Annotated in this window: 16 protein-coding genes and 1 other annotated feature; of the genes, 3 read left to right on the forward strand and 13 right to left on the reverse strand. The window is 43.1% G+C overall.

Translation table 11 applies throughout. The features are described 5' to 3' along the window. Positions 1–92 precede the first annotated feature (92 nt). A complete protein-coding gene (locus ACSVDE_RS10755; RefSeq protein ID WP_439300890.1) occupies positions 93–461 on the forward strand; it encodes a type IV pilus modification PilV family protein in 369 nt (122 codons plus the stop codon). A 2-nt stretch (positions 462–463) separates the two neighbouring features. Continuing rightward, on the forward strand, positions 464–958 hold the full coding sequence (locus tag ACSVDE_RS10760) for a PulJ/GspJ family protein (RefSeq protein ID WP_439300891.1): 495 nt from the start codon (positions 464–466) through the stop codon (positions 956–958). 4 nt (positions 959–962) lie between these two features. Here the strand turns inward: ACSVDE_RS10760 and ACSVDE_RS10765 are convergent, their stop codons facing one another. From ACSVDE_RS10765 to ACSVDE_RS10780, 4 genes are all read right to left on the reverse strand, one after another. Further along, positions 963–2,180, reverse strand: coding sequence for a hypothetical protein (locus tag ACSVDE_RS10765; protein WP_439300892.1), 1,218 nt, complete (start codon positions 2,178–2,180; stop codon positions 963–965). Positions 2,181–2,335: 155 nt separating this feature from the next. Then, positions 2,336–4,033: a sensor domain-containing diguanylate cyclase gene (locus ACSVDE_RS10770; protein ID WP_439300893.1), complete on the reverse strand. Its 1,698-nt coding sequence runs from the start codon at positions 4,031–4,033 to the stop codon at positions 2,336–2,338. Positions 4,034–4,139: 106 nt separating this feature from the next. After that, on the reverse strand, positions 4,140–5,438 hold the full coding sequence (locus ACSVDE_RS10775) for a bifunctional folylpolyglutamate synthase/dihydrofolate synthase (protein WP_439300894.1): 1,299 nt from the start codon (positions 5,436–5,438) through the stop codon (positions 4,140–4,142). Positions 5,439–5,501: 63 nt separating this feature from the next. Continuing rightward, positions 5,502–8,147: a valine--tRNA ligase gene (locus ACSVDE_RS10780; RefSeq protein ID WP_439300895.1), complete on the reverse strand. Its 2,646-nt coding sequence runs from the start codon at positions 8,145–8,147 to the stop codon at positions 5,502–5,504. A 152-nt stretch (positions 8,148–8,299) separates the two neighbouring features. Further along, positions 8,300–8,534 (reverse strand) — a binding site (T-box leader). A gap of 169 nt (positions 8,535–8,703) precedes the next feature. On the opposite strand from ACSVDE_RS10780, the gene ACSVDE_RS10785 reads away from it, so the two are divergent. Next, positions 8,704–8,901 carry a hypothetical protein gene (locus ACSVDE_RS10785; RefSeq protein WP_439300896.1) on the forward strand — a complete coding sequence of 66 codons (198 nt, stop codon included), beginning with the start codon at positions 8,704–8,706 and terminating at the stop codon, positions 8,899–8,901. A 150-nt stretch (positions 8,902–9,051) separates the two neighbouring features. Here ACSVDE_RS10785 and ACSVDE_RS10790 read toward each other — a convergent pair whose 3' ends face one another. From ACSVDE_RS10790 to hemA, 9 genes are all read right to left on the reverse strand, one after another. Then, complete coding sequence (locus ACSVDE_RS10790) at positions 9,052–10,065, reverse strand: spore coat protein YsxE (RefSeq protein ID WP_439300897.1); 1,014 nt, start codon at positions 10,063–10,065, stop codon at positions 9,052–9,054. Then, a complete protein-coding gene (locus tag ACSVDE_RS10795) occupies positions 10,062–10,976 on the reverse strand; it encodes a hypothetical protein (protein ID WP_439300898.1) in 915 nt (304 codons plus the stop codon). The genes ACSVDE_RS10790 and ACSVDE_RS10795 overlap by 4 nt, the downstream gene beginning before the upstream one ends. Before the next feature lie 12 nt (positions 10,977–10,988). Further along, positions 10,989–12,140, reverse strand: a complete 1,152-nt coding sequence (spoVID, locus tag ACSVDE_RS10800; protein ID WP_439300899.1) for a stage VI sporulation protein D — start codon at positions 12,138–12,140, stop codon at positions 10,989–10,991. 109 nt (positions 12,141–12,249) lie between these two features. Then, the gene (gene hemL / locus ACSVDE_RS10805) at positions 12,250–13,557 is read right to left on the reverse strand and encodes a glutamate-1-semialdehyde 2,1-aminomutase (RefSeq protein WP_439300900.1); all 1,308 of its coding nucleotides are present in this window, start codon (positions 13,555–13,557) and stop codon (positions 12,250–12,252) included. Positions 13,558–13,579: 22 nt separating this feature from the next. Beyond that, positions 13,580–14,557, reverse strand: a complete 978-nt coding sequence (gene hemB / locus ACSVDE_RS10810) for a porphobilinogen synthase (protein WP_439300901.1) — start codon at positions 14,555–14,557, stop codon at positions 13,580–13,582. Beyond that, complete coding sequence (locus ACSVDE_RS10815; protein WP_439300902.1) at positions 14,554–15,345, reverse strand: uroporphyrinogen-III synthase; 792 nt, start codon at positions 15,343–15,345, stop codon at positions 14,554–14,556. The genes hemB and ACSVDE_RS10815 overlap by 4 nt, the downstream gene beginning before the upstream one ends. After that, the gene (gene hemC, locus ACSVDE_RS10820; protein WP_439300903.1) at positions 15,342–16,277 is read right to left on the reverse strand and encodes a hydroxymethylbilane synthase; all 936 of its coding nucleotides are present in this window, start codon (positions 16,275–16,277) and stop codon (positions 15,342–15,344) included. The genes ACSVDE_RS10815 and hemC overlap by 4 nt, the downstream gene beginning before the upstream one ends. 42 nt (positions 16,278–16,319) lie before the next feature. Then, the gene (locus ACSVDE_RS10825) at positions 16,320–17,147 is read right to left on the reverse strand and encodes a cytochrome C assembly family protein (RefSeq protein ID WP_439300904.1); all 828 of its coding nucleotides are present in this window, start codon (positions 17,145–17,147) and stop codon (positions 16,320–16,322) included. 27 nt (positions 17,148–17,174) lie between these two features. Then, a complete protein-coding gene (gene hemA / locus ACSVDE_RS10830) occupies positions 17,175–18,545 on the reverse strand; it encodes a glutamyl-tRNA reductase (protein WP_439300905.1) in 1,371 nt (456 codons plus the stop codon). Positions 18,546–18,637: the final 92 nt, after the last annotated feature.

Genomic DNA, 18,637 nt, shown 5'->3' on the forward strand with positions numbered 1-18,637 from the left:
ACGTTTTGAAATCTTCTTATACTATCTTACTATAAAACACTTCAAAATAATGTTAAAATATAGATTATTATGAAGAAAGTAGTTGAAATTTGATGAATTTGAATCAAGAAGGGCTCTCTTTAATCGAAGTTCTCGCTACACTCGTCATTATCGGCATTGTGTTTACATTACTCTTTCAATCTACTGATTTCCTATCAACGGCTACCTCTCTTCATGATCATAAAAAAGAAGCTGCGCAAATTGCGGAACAAGTGTTGAAAGAAGCATTAGAACAACAAAAAGAAGGAATTCCTCAAAGAATCCCAGAAAACATAGAAGGCTATTCCATTGATATTTCGGTTACAAAACTGGCAGAACCCTCTAATCCTCGCACACCCCAACGCCATGTTTCCTTGTCCGGCGTCTTCAGCGATGAACAGACTCCAAAAATACTGACCGTTACCGTATCTTGGGGGGAATAAGATTGAACAATGAAAGAGGTATCACCTTAGTCGAATTGTTAGCCACATTGACAATCTTTTCATTAATAATTGGTGTTGTGTACAGTTTGTTTTCCTTTTCCCAGGCAAATTGGACACATACAAAAGGAGTGACTCAATCCGAATCCTCCGTTCAGGAACTGCAAATCGTTTTGACAAGAGAACTGGCTTCTCCAGTCAGTCTCACCTTCCAAGGAAACGAATTAAGGTTCGAAGGACAAAATGGATCTTTCTATATTCTGTCACTAAACGGTCAACAACTCAGTTTATCAAAGGGGGAAGATGATTTCTCCAACACGTCTTTATTACATACTTTCTCATTACCTGTCCAAAGAATGACACTTCAAAATAAAAATGATAGCGCCATTTCGACGCTATCAGAGGGTATGGGTTATCTTACCATTTATTACAATAGAGAAGGTTTAAAAACTGTTAACAATCAAATTAAGTTTCCGATAAGCCTTTATCAACCTGATTAGAGTTTTATGGCCTAATAATTTCTTGCTTTTTAGCAAATGTAGATGATTCAACAATTGATACATCTCTACCAGGAGCTATGTAAGATAAACGATCAAGGATGGGATTATAAAAATATCCAGCCAACACATATATGTTCCTATTAGAAGTAATATTTGATTGATTGATTTTAACATCTCCTAGAATGGACTGAAGAATAACACTGCTTGTGTTACTATGACCGGTTCCTTTCATTGTCGTTTTTTCAACTACAATATCTCCTAAAACTGAAGTGAAACCAAGTAAAGTATGACCGCTATGTGGTGCCTCAATCGTGTATTGACCTTTAAAGGTAATGGATCCAACAGAAATAATATTAATGTTATTAACTTTGTCAAAGACTTCTGAACTTCCTACCCCGAATATCGTTACATCTCCTAAAACAAGTTTACGATACCACTCTTCATCCTCACAAAGATATCTGAAAGGCTCTTTACAAATGGTGTACTTGTTGTAATAGAAATGGTTCAGACTTGCCTGACTGGTTTCTTGTTTATCGAATTCACCACATTTATCATTCTGGGTACTTTCACACTTATCATTTCCTTCACACTTATCATTTTTCTTTCCGTTACAATTATTTTTTTTATCATCTTCTTCATCCCGTTCCTCACCTTCTTCAGGAGCACCATTACCGTCGGAGCAACCTTCATCTGCTAGATTATATGTATTGAGAAATTCACAGAACGACATCCATTCTGTATTGTAAATGTTTCCGAACCAATCCTTTTGTTCGATCCGTACCATTCCCTTGTATACCGTTTCAACTGCTTCCATCTTATGTTCATAGTAGAATGGTTCGTTGTCATCCTTTTTTTGGTTATGATTCAAATCACCTGAAATTCCACGTACGACGACTGTATACTCTCCTATTAATGATTCTAGTTGTTGGGGGGTTAAACGATTTCCGTTTCCATCCTCTGCATATTGGTATAAGTCCAAATCATTCGTGTTGGATTTCAGTACGCTTAATGGGTTGTCTGGTGTATGTAAATTCGAGGTCAAATAATCAATTTTCATTAGATCTTCCTGTGACTGGAACGTCTCCATTGCACTGACAGCAATGTTTACAGCTTGTTTCTGATGTACAATTCTCGTATCATTCATCAACAATTTATTGAACATCACATAACCAGTTGGAACCAATATGCCTAATACCATGATTACCATCAATACGATTATCATGGTGCCACCCTTATTGGATTTCAGAATCCGGAGCATAGAACCACCCTATCTTTATATCACTACTTCCTCATTATCTAGTAAATTAGACTACATGAAAAGGAAAATATTACTTATTCCTTCAATGAAAATAGACGCACCCATGATTTGAATGCGTCTTACCCGATATAACTCGCGACTTTGTTTCTGCCTTGTTGTTTGGCGCCTGTATACATCGCGCGGTCGGCATTCCGGATCAATGTCAGCGGATCTTCTCCTTGTTCTGGAGCAGTTGATACCCCGATGCTTACCGTAATGTTAATGGTCTTACTTCTAAAGTCACCCAAGTCATTTTTAATTCGGAAGGCATTGGTTGAAATATCTTCCCGTATCGCTTCTGCCAACTCAATGCATGCATGATGCTCCAGGTCAGGTAAGAGGATGACGAATTCTTCCCCGCCATACCTTGCTACCGTTCCGTGTTGACCAATCATTTGCACAAGTCGATCAGCAACCTGACATAATACGATGTTTCCAGCCTGGTGACCGAACGTATCATTTACTTTTTTGAAATGGTCGATATCCAATAGAATGAGTGAGAAAGGTTTCGGATTATTTTCATATTGTTCATACATATTCGAAAGCTTGTCCTCGAAGTAACGATAGTTATACAGATTTGTAAGATGACAGCGTTCACTCTTATTTTTAGTTGCTTCATAATTCCTGGCTTTATCAACAGCAACTGCCAGGTAGTTGGACAGGATTTCAAGGATCATGACATGCGCTTTTTCAAACGCTCTCTTCTGGGTGGAAGCCACTGTAATCACACCGACAACCTCATAGTTTCGTATCATCGGCACAGATACGACCGATTGCGTCGTGATCGGAAGGAATCCTTTTGTGTATTTCCGCCATTGATGTCTTCCCTCGAACCTCATACTATGACCGCTCTCCCAAACCTTGCCACTGATTCCTTCTCCTTTGAACAGATAAGGTAAGTCCACGCTTTGGGCACGTTGGGATTCATATTTTCGGATGATTTTCAGCTGCTGATCGTCTTCAATATCCAATATGTATGCATAATCGACCTTCAGCATTTTCGTGATCCGTGAAAGGTATATATCCAATATCTCATCGACCTTCAAGCTTTCCGTCAATTCTTGCCCGATTTTACTCGTCGATTTCAATAGATGATTGATTTTCTCACTAGAATGATACATGCGCATGATGAGTGAAAGGACGACAAACGGCACACCTACAAAGAGGATCGCACTTGAACCGAGCTGAGAATAAAGGATGTAGAATGTAATTCCGACCGGTAAAATGAACATTTCCATGAGCATTTCCCACAGGAAACCTTTATCCAGAAAAGAGCTCTTTTCTTTGTACAATTCTTTCCTTAAGAAATAGAGGACAAGATGGTTCGTTAGAATGGCGGTGATTGAATAGCCGATGACTGGTAAGATTGCAGGATACTCGTTCATACCGAGTCCACCGATTTCCCCGCCTAATAGATAATAGACGATAGCTGCCGCACTCGAGACAATCATGAACATGAGGGAGCTTGTACCTAAACGATACAGAGGATACCTCAATTTCAAAATGGAAACGGCAATTGTCACTTGAACGAGTACGAGCTCCACCAAAAGACCGAATTGTAAAAAGACCGCCAATGAGATCCCCTGAATAAATGAGATATTGGTCCCTTTTACCTGGATCGGGAACAATGCTACAACGACCATTAGGATCAACATACCAATAATATCGAACCAGTAACCTTGTAAAGAAGGGATAGAGAAAGAAATGAAAGCATACAAAACCACAGCCCAAGCAGCGCCAAATATCAATGCCAGCAAACGTTTCGCATTTTTACTCACTCGTATCCCCCCTTTTATATTGTGAAAATCGAATTGAGACTTACGTACTACTTTTCTTTATCATATTTTAACAAACTATTCGAAATATTGTCACCAAAAATTTACTTTATTTTTTATTTTTAAAAAATTCTCGTATGGTTGAAATGAAGTAAAGAGAACCCGTTATGATCAATACCGAGTGTTCATCCACTTTTTCCAGCTCGTTCTGAATGGCAACCTCGTAATTCTCAGCTAGGTCTTTGTCCTTAAATGAACATTTGTCATAAAGTGATTCCGCCGAACTAGCCCGATGGAAGTCGAACGATGTGAAGGTAATATGATCGATGGTATCGTAAAGGATAGATAACATTTCCTCTACAGGCTTATCCTTCAAAGCACTGAATATCAACCTTTTCTTATGATCCGGATAATGAGTCTGAATCGTCTGTTTCAGGCTCTCGATTCCCTCTTTATTGTGGGCTCCATCTATAATGACGAGCGGATGTTGACTTACTGTCTCAAATCTTCCAGGCCATGACGCTCTTTTCAAACCAACTTGGATGTGTTGATGAGAAATGGCGAATCCCGATTCTTGTTGAAGCTTCTCCAATAAGACGACCGCCATGGAAGCATTTTTCACTTGATGGTATCCACTCATGTGGATTTCTAGGTCGTTGTACATATTTGACGGTGTTTTTACCGAAAATTGCTCTCCATCAACGAGAACCTTATGCGCCGAAATGGAATAATCGACATCCAAACGTGTCAGATCCACCTGTTTCTTTTCCGCATGTTCTACAATAATCTCTACTGCTTCCTGTTGTTCCACACCTGTCACCATGGGTATGTTCGTTTTCATGATGCCGCTTTTCTCGAAGGCGATTTCCGCTAAGGTCTCACCTAAGATAGCGGTATGATCGTACCCGATATTCGTAATCCCGGTCAGTATCGGAGTGATGACATTCGTTGAATCGAAACGCCCTCCCAGTCCCGTTTCGAACAGGATGATATCTGGTTGTTTGTGTCGGGCGAAATAAACGATTGCTAACGTTGTTACGACCTCAAATTCAGTTGGCGTACCTAACTCGGATTCAGCCACTTTTTCTACAACAGGCCGGACTTCATTGGCCACTTTTACAAGATCCTCATCCGGAATAGGTGTACCGTTGATTGAAATCCGTTCGTTGAATTGCTCGATATAAGGTGATGTAAACGTGCCTACTGTATATCCCGCTTCTTCCAAAACACATCGCATGTATGTGACTGTAGACCCTTTTCCGTTCGTACCAGCAATATGGACGGAGGTAAGGTCCCGTTCAGGGTTCCCGAGTTCTTCCAGCATTTTTTCCATACGTGTAAGACCTGGTTTCATGCCGAACGCAAGCAGTTCGTGAATCCAGTGCAACGTTTCTTCATATGTTTTCATATTAAAAACTCCTATGTAACTATGAAGAAGACGAATCTTGTTCGATTCGCCTCCTTCCACAAGTTAGTTTTTCAGTTCTTTGATTCGCTCTTCTACCTTTTGACGGTTATCGACGTACGTTTTTTCTTTCGCACGTTCTTCCTCAACAACTTTCTCAGGCGCTTTCTTGACGAATCCTTCATTACTTAACTTCTTCTGGACACGTTCAACTTCCGCATCCCACTTTTTATATTCATTTTCGAGACGTTTGATCTCTTCCTCGATGTCGATCAACCCTTCTAAAGGAAGGAAGATTTCAACACCACTGACGACAGAGGTCATCGCCTTGTCAGGGGCTACTAGATCCAACGCCATCGTTAGTGGTTCCGGGTTACAGAAACGATCGAGATAAGAACGGTTCGTTTCCAGTTGTTTCAGGGTATCCTCATCTCTAGGTTTCAATTGGATTTCAATCGGCTTACTCGGCGGTACATTCATTTCCGAACGGGTATTACGAACGGAACGGATGATCTCCGTGAGGAGCTTCATTTCTTTCGCAGATTCTTCGAAATGAAGGTCTTCCCGTTTCACCGGCCAAGAAGCAACCGTAATCGATTCTCCTTCATGAGGAATATGCTGCCAAATTTCCTCTGTGATGAATGGCATGAATGGATGGAGCAATCGAAGCGTCTGATCAAGTGTGTATGCTAGTACAGATCTTGTCGTCTTCTTTCGTGCCTCATCTTCCCCATATAGAGGGAGCTTCGCCATTTCGATATACCAATCACAGAAGTCATCCCAGATGAAGTTGTAGAGTGCTCTTCCAACCTCACCAAACTCATAAGCATCGATAAGCTTCGTTACCGATTCAATTGTTTCGTTGAGTCGGGTCAGAATCCATTTATCCGCTAACGACTTCTCGCCAGTTAGATCGATTTCATCATACTTTAAGCCATCCATGTTCATGAGTGCGAAACGGGACGCATTCCAGATCTTGTTGCCGAAGTTCCAAGTGGACTCGACTTTTTCCCAGTAGAAACGTAAATCGTTTCCAGGTGAACTTCCAGTGGATAGGAAGTAACGCAGTGAATCCGCACCGTACTTATCGATTACATCCATCGGGTCTACGCCGTTCCCAAGGGACTTACTCATTTTACGGCCTTCTGCATCTCGAACTAGACCGTGGATCAGAACGTCGTTAAATGGTCTTTCATCAGTGAACTCAAGTCCTTGGAAAATCATACGTGCTACCCAGAAGAAGATGATGTCATATCCCGTTACGAGAGCTTGAGTCGGATAGTATCGCTTCAAATCTTCTGATGTCTCATCCGGCCAGCCCATAGTGGAGAATGGCCATAAAGCAGAACTGAACCACGTATCCAGAACATCTTCATCCTGAGTCCAATTTTCAAGGTCTTTCGGCTCGGTGCGACCTACATAAATCTCTCCTGTTTCTTTGTGGTACCATGCCGGAATTCTGTGTCCCCACCATAACTGACGACTGATGCACCAATCACGGATATTTTCGATCCAGTTCAAGTACGTCTTCTCGAAACGTTCCGGTACAAAGTTTACTTTGCCTTGTTCTTGTTTTTGAAGCTCAATCGCTTGATCCGCTAGTGGCTGCATTTTAACGAACCATTGAGTGGAAAGGTACGGTTCAACAACTGCTCCGCTTCTTTCGGAGTGTCCGACAGAGTGCATATGTTCTTCAATCTCGAACAGAACACCTTGATCCTGAAGGTCCTTGATGATTTGCTTACGGCACTCGAATCGGTCCATTCCTTTGTATGGGCCTGCTTCATCATTCATCGTTCCATCTTCGTTCATGACAAGAATGCGTTTCAGGTTGTGGCGGTTTCCGATTTCAAAATCATTCGGATCGTGCGCCGGTGTAATTTTTACCGCTCCAGAACCGAATTCCATGTCCACATAATCATCGGCTACGATTTCAATTTCCCGTCCAGTGATCGGTAGTTTGACTTTCTTGCCGATGAGATCCTTGTATCGCTCATCCTCTGGATGAACCGCTACTGCCGTATCACCCAACATCGTTTCAGGACGTGTTGTTGCAATCTCGATATGACCGCTGCCATCAACGAGCGGGTATTTCATGTGATAAAGCGCTCCTTGAACATCTTTGTAGATAACCTCGATATCAGACAACGCTGTTTTCGTTTGCGGGTCCCAGTTGATGATATACTCGCCGCGATAGATGAGTCCTTTTTCATACAATGTGACGAATACTTCTTTAACCGCATTCGACAAGCCTTCATCTAGCGTAAAACGCTCTCTGGAATAGTCAACGGATAAACCGAGCTTCGACCATTGTTTACGGATGAACTCCGCATATTCATGCTTCCATTCCCAAGAAGTTTCTAGAAACTTTTCGCGCCCCAGTTCATAGCGGTTTGTGCCCTCTTCTTTCAGCTTTCCTTCAACCTTCGCCTGAGTGGCGATCCCTGCATGGTCCATTCCTGGTAACCATAGGGCATCGTATCCTTGCATACGCTTCGTACGAATCAATATATCTTGTAACGTCGTGTCCCAGGCATGACCTAAGTGCAGTTTTCCAGTTACGTTCGGTGGAGGAATCACGATTGTATATGGCTCTTTATCCTCTCCACCTTTTGCTTCAAAAAACTTCCCATCTAGCCAATATTGATACCATTTTGCTTCCGTCTTTTGCGGATCGTACTTCGTTGGCATCGAAATGTCTTGTTCTTGCATGGAAATTCCTCCTTTTAATATGGAATGTTAGTGATTTCAGATAAAAAATCTTCATTTGTTGATTTTTTTAGAAGTTCGCACCCTCACAGTCAATGATCTTGAGGTGACGCGAGCGTTGTTTCCCTATAAACTAAAAAAACCTCTTTCCATCCTCAAAGGACGAAAGAAGTTCGCGGTACCACCTTTGTTTGCAGTTCATGTTAAAACACAACAATGCAACTACACACCTCAAAACGATAACGGATTCAGATCCGATTTCTCCTACTGGTCAGTTCAGAGAAATTGCTCCTGGGCGACATTCAATTGCTACATCCTAAGGAACCTTTCAGCGGGTGGTTCCTCTCTCTAAAGGGCTCACAATCTACTCTTCCCTATCAAAGCCTTCGTATGTGATTGGATGACATTTACGCATCCATTTTGTATTTTATAGTTTACTTTTGAAATCTCTTCTAGTCAATAGGCTTTCCACATATTTTGCATTTTAAACAAAAATGGGCACCTCTCGCCCATGTTTATCATAACGTATACTATCACACTAATAGAGAGGAAAATGAGTATGAGGAAAAGGCGGGGATTTGATAAATACCGTTTCCAACACCATTTACGCCAATTCCGGAGCATTTGCGAACAATTCGTCTTTCCTTTGTTGATTTTCCAAGCGATTCGCACACTCCTATTTCCATCTCCATTTGACATTGCACTTGTGGTGATTCTGCTCGGTCTCCATTTGGCGATCTATTATGAGTTCTGGTGATCAACGTAACTTCTTCAGCGTTTATTCCATTTACTTAATTTCCCTTTTCAAAAACAAAAAAACTGACTCAAATAAGAGCCAGGCACTCAAGGTGTTTGAATGAACGTATTAGACCTTGGGGTTTAAAGGAGAGTGCCAGACACTTATCGGTCAGTCTTGTTGTTCCGGAATCGCTTCTTGTAAAAAGTGATCTGTGAACCGATCCAATGCTCTCATTACATTGAGCTTACGATCCAATTTGCGGACAAGATCCAGTTGTGACGTATCAGGAGACCCTTGATACAGTTGTATTGTAGAGAATACCGGTTCAGGGAACTTCAAGTAACTTGCTAATAACGCTTTCTCTTCCATGAGCAATGGCAAATGGCTTTCGTAGCGGTTGAGCCATTGCATGGCGTTATGCTCACTCCATTCTGGATATTGAGCTGCAGTCCGGAAGAAGTAGGCCAAATCACGAACAGGTGTATCGAGTATGGCACGTTCAAAATTGATGAAGTTTCCTTCACCCAATTGATCTTGCACGACATGACCTCTGAAAGGACGACCGTGACATAATACACTTCTGTAGCGTTGATGCTCCGCACATCCGTTGTACCATTCCGTCACCCTGTGTTTGGCTTCTTCAGCTATCCTCATCATCTTGTGGAATTGTGACAGGTATCGTAATTCGAATGGCGAAATGTATGTCTGCCTTTCAGCTACTTCTGTAAAACGCTCCATCTCGAGCTGTCTATGCTCAAAGCGCCTCAACAGACCAGCATAAGAGTCGTTCACGACCTCTTCTGAAAAGGACTGAGCTTTTACCGTATTGGCATGTAGCTTTCCAAGCTCATCAATGATGAAGTCCTCATATGCAAATTGATTACGGGAGTCGTGTTCATGCCACTTTGTCACATAATAGTACCGGTTGTTGACGACGACATATGGATCGCCATACTTCGTCGGGGTGATCGGTACAACGTGATCGTATTTCAATTCATGAAGCCGCTCCATGCAATGAAGGAACCAGTTCATTTCTTCAGGACCCATGTGGGTCTCTTTCAGGGCAAACGTCCCTTTTTTCGATGTAATCCTCTGGACTTTCCCATACGATTCAACCCGCTCAGGAAAGAGATCGTAATAATATAAGATCATCCCGTCAATGGATATCGATGCTGCCTTCATCTGACCACCTTCTTTGAACGATGATCAATCCAATAACAAACTTCTTCCACCAATACGCGATTGGATTCCCACTCACGCTCAAACAAATCGAGTGTAGCGCTCGCTGAGTTCGCTTCCCCTGATTCAAGTCGTCGGACACACCTTTGGACTTCATACGGAGCGATGAGTTCTGCAGCGAGCAATTGATCATACCCGCCTTCGATAGGGAAGTGATCGTGTATGGCATCTAATAGCTTATACAGGGACTGTGTATCGGTTGCAACTCTCCATTCCGATAATAACGTGCAGATTCCTTTCATACTTTGATCAGGCGGTCCATCACCACCTTGCCAGAATAACCGGCCATGAACTCGTTTCGCTTGATGAGGCATGATGGAAGGATCAAGGAAAGGAAGTTTCAAATGTCTATACCGATCCCGAATGGTTTCAAATGTGACCAACCTTCTCCTTGCCTCTGGAAGACTTCTATTCAATATAGGTAAATTGAGGTCTCTCCTATGAAGACCAAAGGATTGGAACCGCTCCTCCCGTGTCTCATGTTCGAAATCTTCCTGTACTTGTTTCGCTTGTTCGATGCCATAAGACAACAGTTTTCCGGCAAGCATGCCCCATACTTGTTCATGGTTATGCTTCGGGTATGGCTCGTATCTTTCATCATGAAGCGTCAAAAATTGATGCTCATACGGAAGAAACCAATGTCCATCTCTCGTCCGAAGCATCCGATCGGTCAACAGTTCATTGCTCTCAAGTCTTTCCCTCCATGAAAAATGCCAATTCATCGACTGTTCATCTGACCAGATCCGAATTCGCTTCGTGCCCGAATCAGATTCGAGCACTTCATTCTTCAGTTTCCACCTTAACGGTTTAAGGGAATAATTCTGTTCAATGAGCTCTAAAATATCCATGCTCATGACAACACCATCCTAACGGTGAGCCGAGACGGGTATATACAAAATTTGTCCTTCTTCAATTTCTTCACTTTCTAGCTGGTTGACTCTCATGAGATGACTGGTCGGAACGTCATACCTTCCTGCGATGGAATCCAAAGAATCCCCTGCCTGTGTGATGCACATCTTCATTTTTGTAAGGACTTCTTCATCTCTCGTCACCATTTTAGTCAGATACAATGCATTCTCTTCTCTAGGAGGCTTGTTGGCTGCAGGAGCTTCTTCCGCTTCATACTCCTCTTCGTATTCGTAATCGTATTCCGCCTCTTCCTCGTAGGAATACTCCTCCTCATACTCTTCTTCATACTCTTCACGATAATCGTATTCCTCATTAGAAGCGTATTCTTCTGCTTCTACTTCTTCCGGTTGACTACCCGGGCGATAAGAAGCCCCCCTCATGTAATTCAAAGAATACTCTTGTTGATTGTCATCCTGATCCACTCTACTTGAAAAACCGACCTGTGGCTGCGTTCTAGGTGCTTGATATTCAGCCGCGTCCATCTCATCATGGTCATATTTTTGTGGTGATCGACGAGATTCGAATTCTAGTATAGGGAAAGGATTAGAAGCTTCTTCCTCTGAAAAATCGTACTGTGTTTCGTCTTCCTGTTCGTATACCTCTTCCTGTTGCTGAGTCTGATACGCATGTTGATCAAACGTTTGTTCAGGTTCATATTGCGCTTCCTCTGCTTGTTTCTCATAAACGCCTGTAATACAGATGGATGCTGATACTTCAATACAAGACGGCGTAGGGATATCATAATCGAAGTGATCGACCCCAACATACAAGTCATTTGCATTCCGCACCCGACTTTTCGGTAGCGTAATGTCGACTGGGAAACGATGTTCCAGATTGACGGTTTCTTCCGTCGTATCCTCAAGCTGAGAAAAAGATCGATAGCTCAATGGATTAACAGATTGTTGGTCTTCTTGCGACTCTTCATCTTTACAACGATACTCTCCGGTCAAACATAAATATCCTCTGATGCAAATTTGATCATCCATTTCTTCAATCGTCACATCAGGGTCGAGAGCAATATTGTAAAGTTCCTCTACCTCCTGTCCCTTATTCAGCCAAACCGATTCCTCTATTGAAAATTGCAACTTGGACTGATTGCGCTCTGTCAAAGCAAACTCCCCCTCTCAACACAATTATTCCTGTACAATACAGGTGTATGTATGAGCGAGGATTTTATACCAAAAAAGGAGCTTGGCTTATGCCAAACTCCTTCCAACATTATTTCTGAAGCATGTCTGCCACTGCTTTGAAGGCATGGTGACTTGCTTCGATGGTCTTTTCAATATCTTCATCCGTATGTTTCGTCGACAGGAACAGTCCTTCATATTGGGATGGTGGAATGGAAATACCCTGGTCGATCATCGCTTTGAAATACGTCGTAAAGGCTACTAAGTTAGAAGAGCTTGCAGTCTCGTAGTTGGTCACTTCCTGATCTGTGAAGAAGAATCCTACCATCGATCCTGCACGATTGATGTGATGTGGGATTCCATATTTCGTCGCAGCTTCAGAAAGCCCATTTGCCAATCGTTCCGCTTTTCGATTGAACTCCTCATAGGACTCTTCGGTCAATTGATTTAATGTTTCATAACCAGCGGTCATCGCCAATGGATTCCCTGATAATGTACCGGCTTGATAAATCGGTCCACTTGGTGCCACCTGGTCCATGATTTCTTTTTTACCGCCATAAGCACCGACAGGAAGTCCACCACCGATGACCTTACCAAGGCATGTCAAGTCAGGAGTGACATCGTAATGCCCTTGCGCACAACGGTAACCGACACGGAAACCGGTCATGACCTCATCAAAGATCAGGAGAGAGCCGTGATCTGTTGTGATCTCACGTAAGAATTCTAGGAACCCATCATGTGGCGGTACGACGCCCATGTTACCTGCAACAGGCTCAACGATGACGCCCGCAATATCATCCCCATATTGTTCGAAAGCATAACGGACGCTTTCTTCGTCGTTATATGGGACCGTGATGGTGTTTCGTGCGATCGATTCAGGTACACCAGGGCTGTCAGGTAGACCAAGAGTAGCCACTCCTGAACCAGCTTTGATCAATAACGAATCACCGTGGCCGTGATAACAACCTTCGAATTTAAGGATCTTATTTCGTCCGGTATAACCACGAGCTAAACGTAATGTGCTCATCGTCGCTTCTGTACCCGAGTTGACCATTCGGACGATATCAATGGAAGGTACACGTTCGATGACGAGCTCAGCTAGTTTGGTTTCCATTTCATGAGGTGCTCCGAAACTTGTACCAAGCTCTGTCATTTTCTTCAGTTCTTCAACCACTTGATCATCCGCATGACCAAGAATCAATGGACCCCAGCTCAATACATAATCGATATACTCGTTATCATCCAGGTCATAAATCTTCGAGCCTTTTCCTCGTTTCATGTATATCGGATCCATTTCAACCGATTTGAATGCACGAACGGGGCTGTTCACACCTCCTGGCATCAATGGCGTAGCTTTCGAGAATGCTTCCTTCGATTTTTCAAACGATCGGTTATTCATCATAACACCCTTTCAATACGGATTAGTTTTTGTCTATATATCGTGCTGCATCTTTTGCAAAGTAAGTAATGATCAGGTCGGCTCCTGCTCGCTTCATACTCGTCAACTTTTCCATGACGATGGCTTGTTCGTCCACCCATCCATTCATGGCAACAGCTTTGATCATGGCGTATTCTCCACTTACATTATAAGCGACAAGCGGTAGTGGAAAACGGTCCTTCAATTCGCGCATGATATCCAAATACGCTAAAGCCGGTTTCACCATGAGGAAGTCTGCTCCCTCTTCATAATCGGATTGCGCCTCACGAATGGCTTCCATTCGGTTGGACGGATCCATCTGATACGTTCTGCGGTCTCCGAATTGAGGCGTACTATGAGCTGCGTCGCGGAACGGTCCATAAAAGGATGAAGCATACTTGACCGCATAAGACATGATCGGTACGTCGTGGTAACCCGCTTCATCAAGACCCGCACGGATCGCCGCAACGAATCCATCCATCATGTTGGATGGAGCGATGATATCAGCGCCTGCTTTCGCCTGGGAAACAGCCGTCTCGGCAAGTAGAGCTAGTGATTCATCATTCAATACATCTCCATTATGAATGACACCGCAATGACCGTGGTCCGTGTACTGGCACAAACATGTGTCTGCGATGACCGTCAACTGAGGGTAGTTTTCTTTCACATAAGTAATCGACTTCTGAACTATTCCATCGTCGGCATAGGCGGAAGAACCCTTTTCATCTTTATGTTGGGGTACTCCGAATACGATAATGGACTGGATGCCAAGTCCGACAATCTCATCCAACTCTTCATGAAGTCGGTCCAATGAATAGTGATGAACACCTGGCATGGAACCTACTTCTTGTTTCACATTTTCACCTTCTACGATAAATAAAGGATAAATCAGATCCTCTTTTCGAAGGACGGTTTCCCTCACGAGTGCACGCATGCTTTCTGATCTTCTAAGTCTACGATGACGTTGAAATCCGTTGTTCACAGTGTTTCCTCCTTTAATAAAAATGACTCAATCGATTGGACTAGGCCGTCTATGGTATATTCTTCAGCAATGATATCTGGGGTTATTGCATATTGCTCTAATGTTTCTGCGGTTATTGGACCGATGCAAGCAGTCAAGCAACCTTCAAGTGCCGTACCGTCACCTAATAGTTCGAAGAAAAAGTGGACCGTCGACGAACTTGTAAATGTAACGATATCAACAGAAGCGTTCGTTATTGCTTCCCTCAGCTCAGCCTTACGATAAGTATCAGCCACTGTTTCATAGGTGATGACTGCATCCACTTCATAGCCATTCTCTAATAACTCATCTCGAATCGTGGTCCGCGCTAAGTTGCCATGGGGAAGCAAGATTTTTTCACCAGGTTGGATCCACTCGATGAACTCCTTCGCAAATTGCTCAGCAACGAATTCTGAAGGATAAAAGTCGACGTTTACCCCGTAAGCCTCTAATCGTTCCAGTGTCTTCTTTCCGATCGCAGCCACTTTGCATGTATGTAAACGCTCAATCGGTTGTCCCGCTTCCTCGAGGCTTTCCATGAAAAACCGGACTGCATTTTGACTGGTAAAGATGACCCACTGATAGCTGTGAAGCTTTTGTACGGCTTGTTTGATCATTTTCGGATCATTTGGAGATTGAAAAGAAAGGAGGGGAATGACTAATGCTTCCCCTCCTTTCTTCTCGATTGATCGGACAAAAGGAAGCGCCTGTTCTTCAGATCTAGTTATTAAGATTTTTTGACCTGACAGCGGCTTCTCCCGTTTCATCATTGATCAAGCTCCTCTTTTACCCGATCCAATATCGTTTTCGCTCCTCGATCTCCGAGTCTCTCTGCTAATTCAATTCCGATTTCTTCAGGGTTCGTCCCCTCAATCGTATCTTTAATGATCGTTTTCCCATCTGGTGTGGAAACGAATCCAGTCAGTGTGATTCTTTCTGATTTTGAATCCAGTTCAGCAAGACCACCGATCGGCACCTGGCATCCGCCTTCAAGTGTTCTGAGGAAAGCACGTTCTGCTTTTACAGTGTCAAATGTTTCTGGACAGTTGATCTTTTCTAGCCATGTCTTCAGATCTTGGTCCCCTTCACGGCATTCGATTGCGAGTGAACCTTGTCCGACTGCAGGGATGCACACATCTTTCTCAAGATATTGAGTGACGATATCATCAGACCAACCCATGCGTTTCAGACCAGCGGCTGCCAGGACAATCGCATCGTAATCTTCTGTTTCCAGCTTCTTGATTCTCGTGTCGATATTTCCGCGGATCCACTTGATTTCGAGGTCCGGACGTTTCGCCAGCATTTGAGCTCCACGTCTTAGACTGCTCGTTCCTACGATGGCACCTTCAGGAAGCTCCTCAAATGTCAGGTGATCATTAGAGATGAGTGCGTCCCGGTAGTCTTCACGAGGTGGCGTACACGCAAGCTCTAAACCTTCGGGCAGGACAGAAGGCATGTCTTTCATGCTATGAACGGCAAAATCGATTTCTTTATCCATCATAGCTTGTTCGATTTCTTTTACAAACAGTCCTTTCCCTCCAACTTTAGAAAGGGTCACGTTCAAAATCTGGTCCCCTTTCGTCACGATCTCTTTGATTTCGAACTCGAAGGGTGCACCTGCTTTTTTCAACTGATCGATCACCCAACGGGTTTGGGTCATAGCAAGCTTACTTCTTCGAGAACCGACGACGATCTTACGCATAATTGGCCTCCAAACATTTCATAATTTATAGTTAAAATTTCCTTAGTACCAGAGATGGAATTCAGTCAATGTAGCCGCCAGGAAATAATTGATCAAGATGACAAGCAGCCCTGCTACGTTCCAATAAGCCAACTGTCTTCCATAAGTACCTTGCACTACTTTCAAGTATAGATAAAAACCGTAAACAATCAAAACGATGAATGAACTGATCACTTTGGCATCGTAAAAGATGGTAGGTGCCAAATTCATTTTATATCCGTAAATCAGACCAAGTATCAAACTTAGGAATAGGATGGGCACCCCTACAACATTCAGCAGATAAGAAAGACTTTCCAAACGACCGAGACTCTCAAAGCGCCACAATCGTTTTCCGACTTTCTTTTCTTTAAGCATATTATACTGGGTCAGGTACATAACCGAGAGGATGCTCGATACCGTAAAAGCACCATATGCGATGAATGCCATCGTAATATGGATGATGGCCAGTTCGTTGATCAATTGGTCTGAAAATGCGGGTGAAACGTAATTGTTCGGCGCAAACCAACTGACTGCCATCAATATGAACCCGATGATGTTCGTGAAAAACACAAAAAAGTCAACTCGGAAAAACCAGTTGATCAATAGTGAAAGTGTCACGATGACCCAGGCGTAGAAGAACAAGCCTTCATTCGGGGTCAAGATCGGAAAGCGATTCGTTTCAATGACTCTGAAAATCATAACAACGAGTTGTAAAACCCAGACAATAGAAAGCAACCAGAAGGCAATACGGTTCGCCTTCCGGTTGTTTTGTAAGAAATCTACGAAATATCCTAATACGCTCAAAGCATATAAAATGATTGTAAGATCATAGATCCACCTAATACTACTCACGCTGCAACTCCTCTCCGGGGAGCAAGACTAGTTCGTTGCCGGATTTGTTGTGGTTGATAGACTCTTTTCTGTCTGTTTCTCCGACACACTTTGTTCGCGAGCAAGGCGCTCCTCTTTCAATACGTTCTCTAACTCCTCTTCAATCCCGAATAATTGTGTGAAGAGATCCAAATTCTCTTGTGCATTCGGTTCAGCAGCAAGCTCTTTCACACGGGTGATCGGATCGCGAAGGAGCTGATTGACAATGCTCTTCGTATGCTTGCTAAGGACCTTCCGTTCACGGTCGGTCAAGTCAGGCATTTTACGCTCGATGCTTTTCATCGTTTCCCCCTGGATCATGAGGGCTTTTTGACGTAGGGCCGTAATAAGTGGCACAACACCGAGTGTATTGATCCAGTTCAAGAATGCTAATAGCTCTTCTTCAATAATCACTTTGATCTTTGCCGCTTCTTGCTGACGCTCAGCTAAGTTGGCTTCAACAATGCCTTCCAGATCATCAATGTCATATAAGAATAGGTTCTCAAGGTCTTGTAAGTCTGGTGATAAATCACGTGGTACAGCGATATCAACCATGAAGAGCGGCTTCCCTTTCCGCTTTTTCAGAATCGGAGCCACTTTCGCTTTATTCAAGACATATTCAGTCGACCCAGTGGAACTGATTACGATATCGGCTTTCAACAAGGACTCTTCCAATTGATCCATCGTAGAAGCTTGTCCATTGAATCGTGTTGCCAGTTCTTGAGCCTTTGAATAGGTTCTGTTCAATACCCTGATTTCTTCTGCTCCATTGCTCGATAGATGCTTCGCTGTCAACTCGCCCATTTTACCAGCACCGATGATGAGTACGTTTTTGCGTTCTAGTCCGCCGAAGATCTTTTTCGCAAGTTCAACAGCTGCATAGCTCACAGAAACAGCATTTTCACCGATATCCGTTTCAGAATGAGCACGTTTTGCTAGGGTAATCGCTTTTTTGAACAACTCATTGAAAACAGTACCTGTCGTACCATTTTGTTGTGCAGTAAAGAAACTGGAACGTACTTGTCCCAAGATTTGAGTTTCTCCAAGTACCATGGAGTCTAGACCACATACCACCTTGAAAAGGTGTTCAATTGCATCTTCTCGCTCATGGATCATCAGATACGGGGTCAAAAGATCCTTATCTAATGCGAACCACTCTGCTAAGAATGCTTTTATATAATAGCGACCCGTGTGCAGCTGATCTGCGACTGCATAAACCTCTGTACGGTTACACGTCGACACGATCACACACTCAAGTATACTTTTGGTTTGTCGTAATTGAATCAATGCACTTTCCAATTCATCAGGTTGAAAGGAAACTTTTTCACGGATTTCGACCGGGGCAGTCTTATGGTTCAATCCTACTTTTAAAATGTGCATCGTTCTTCACCCCCTGTTAGTATTATGTATCAGCATTGCTCAATCATGAACAATGTCTTCCTGTTCCACAAGCCATTATAACATGGACAATG

This window comes from Pseudalkalibacillus sp. Hm43 (genome assembly GCF_051842935.1).
Classification (GTDB): Bacteria; Bacillota; Bacilli; order Bacillales; family Fictibacillaceae; genus Pseudalkalibacillus.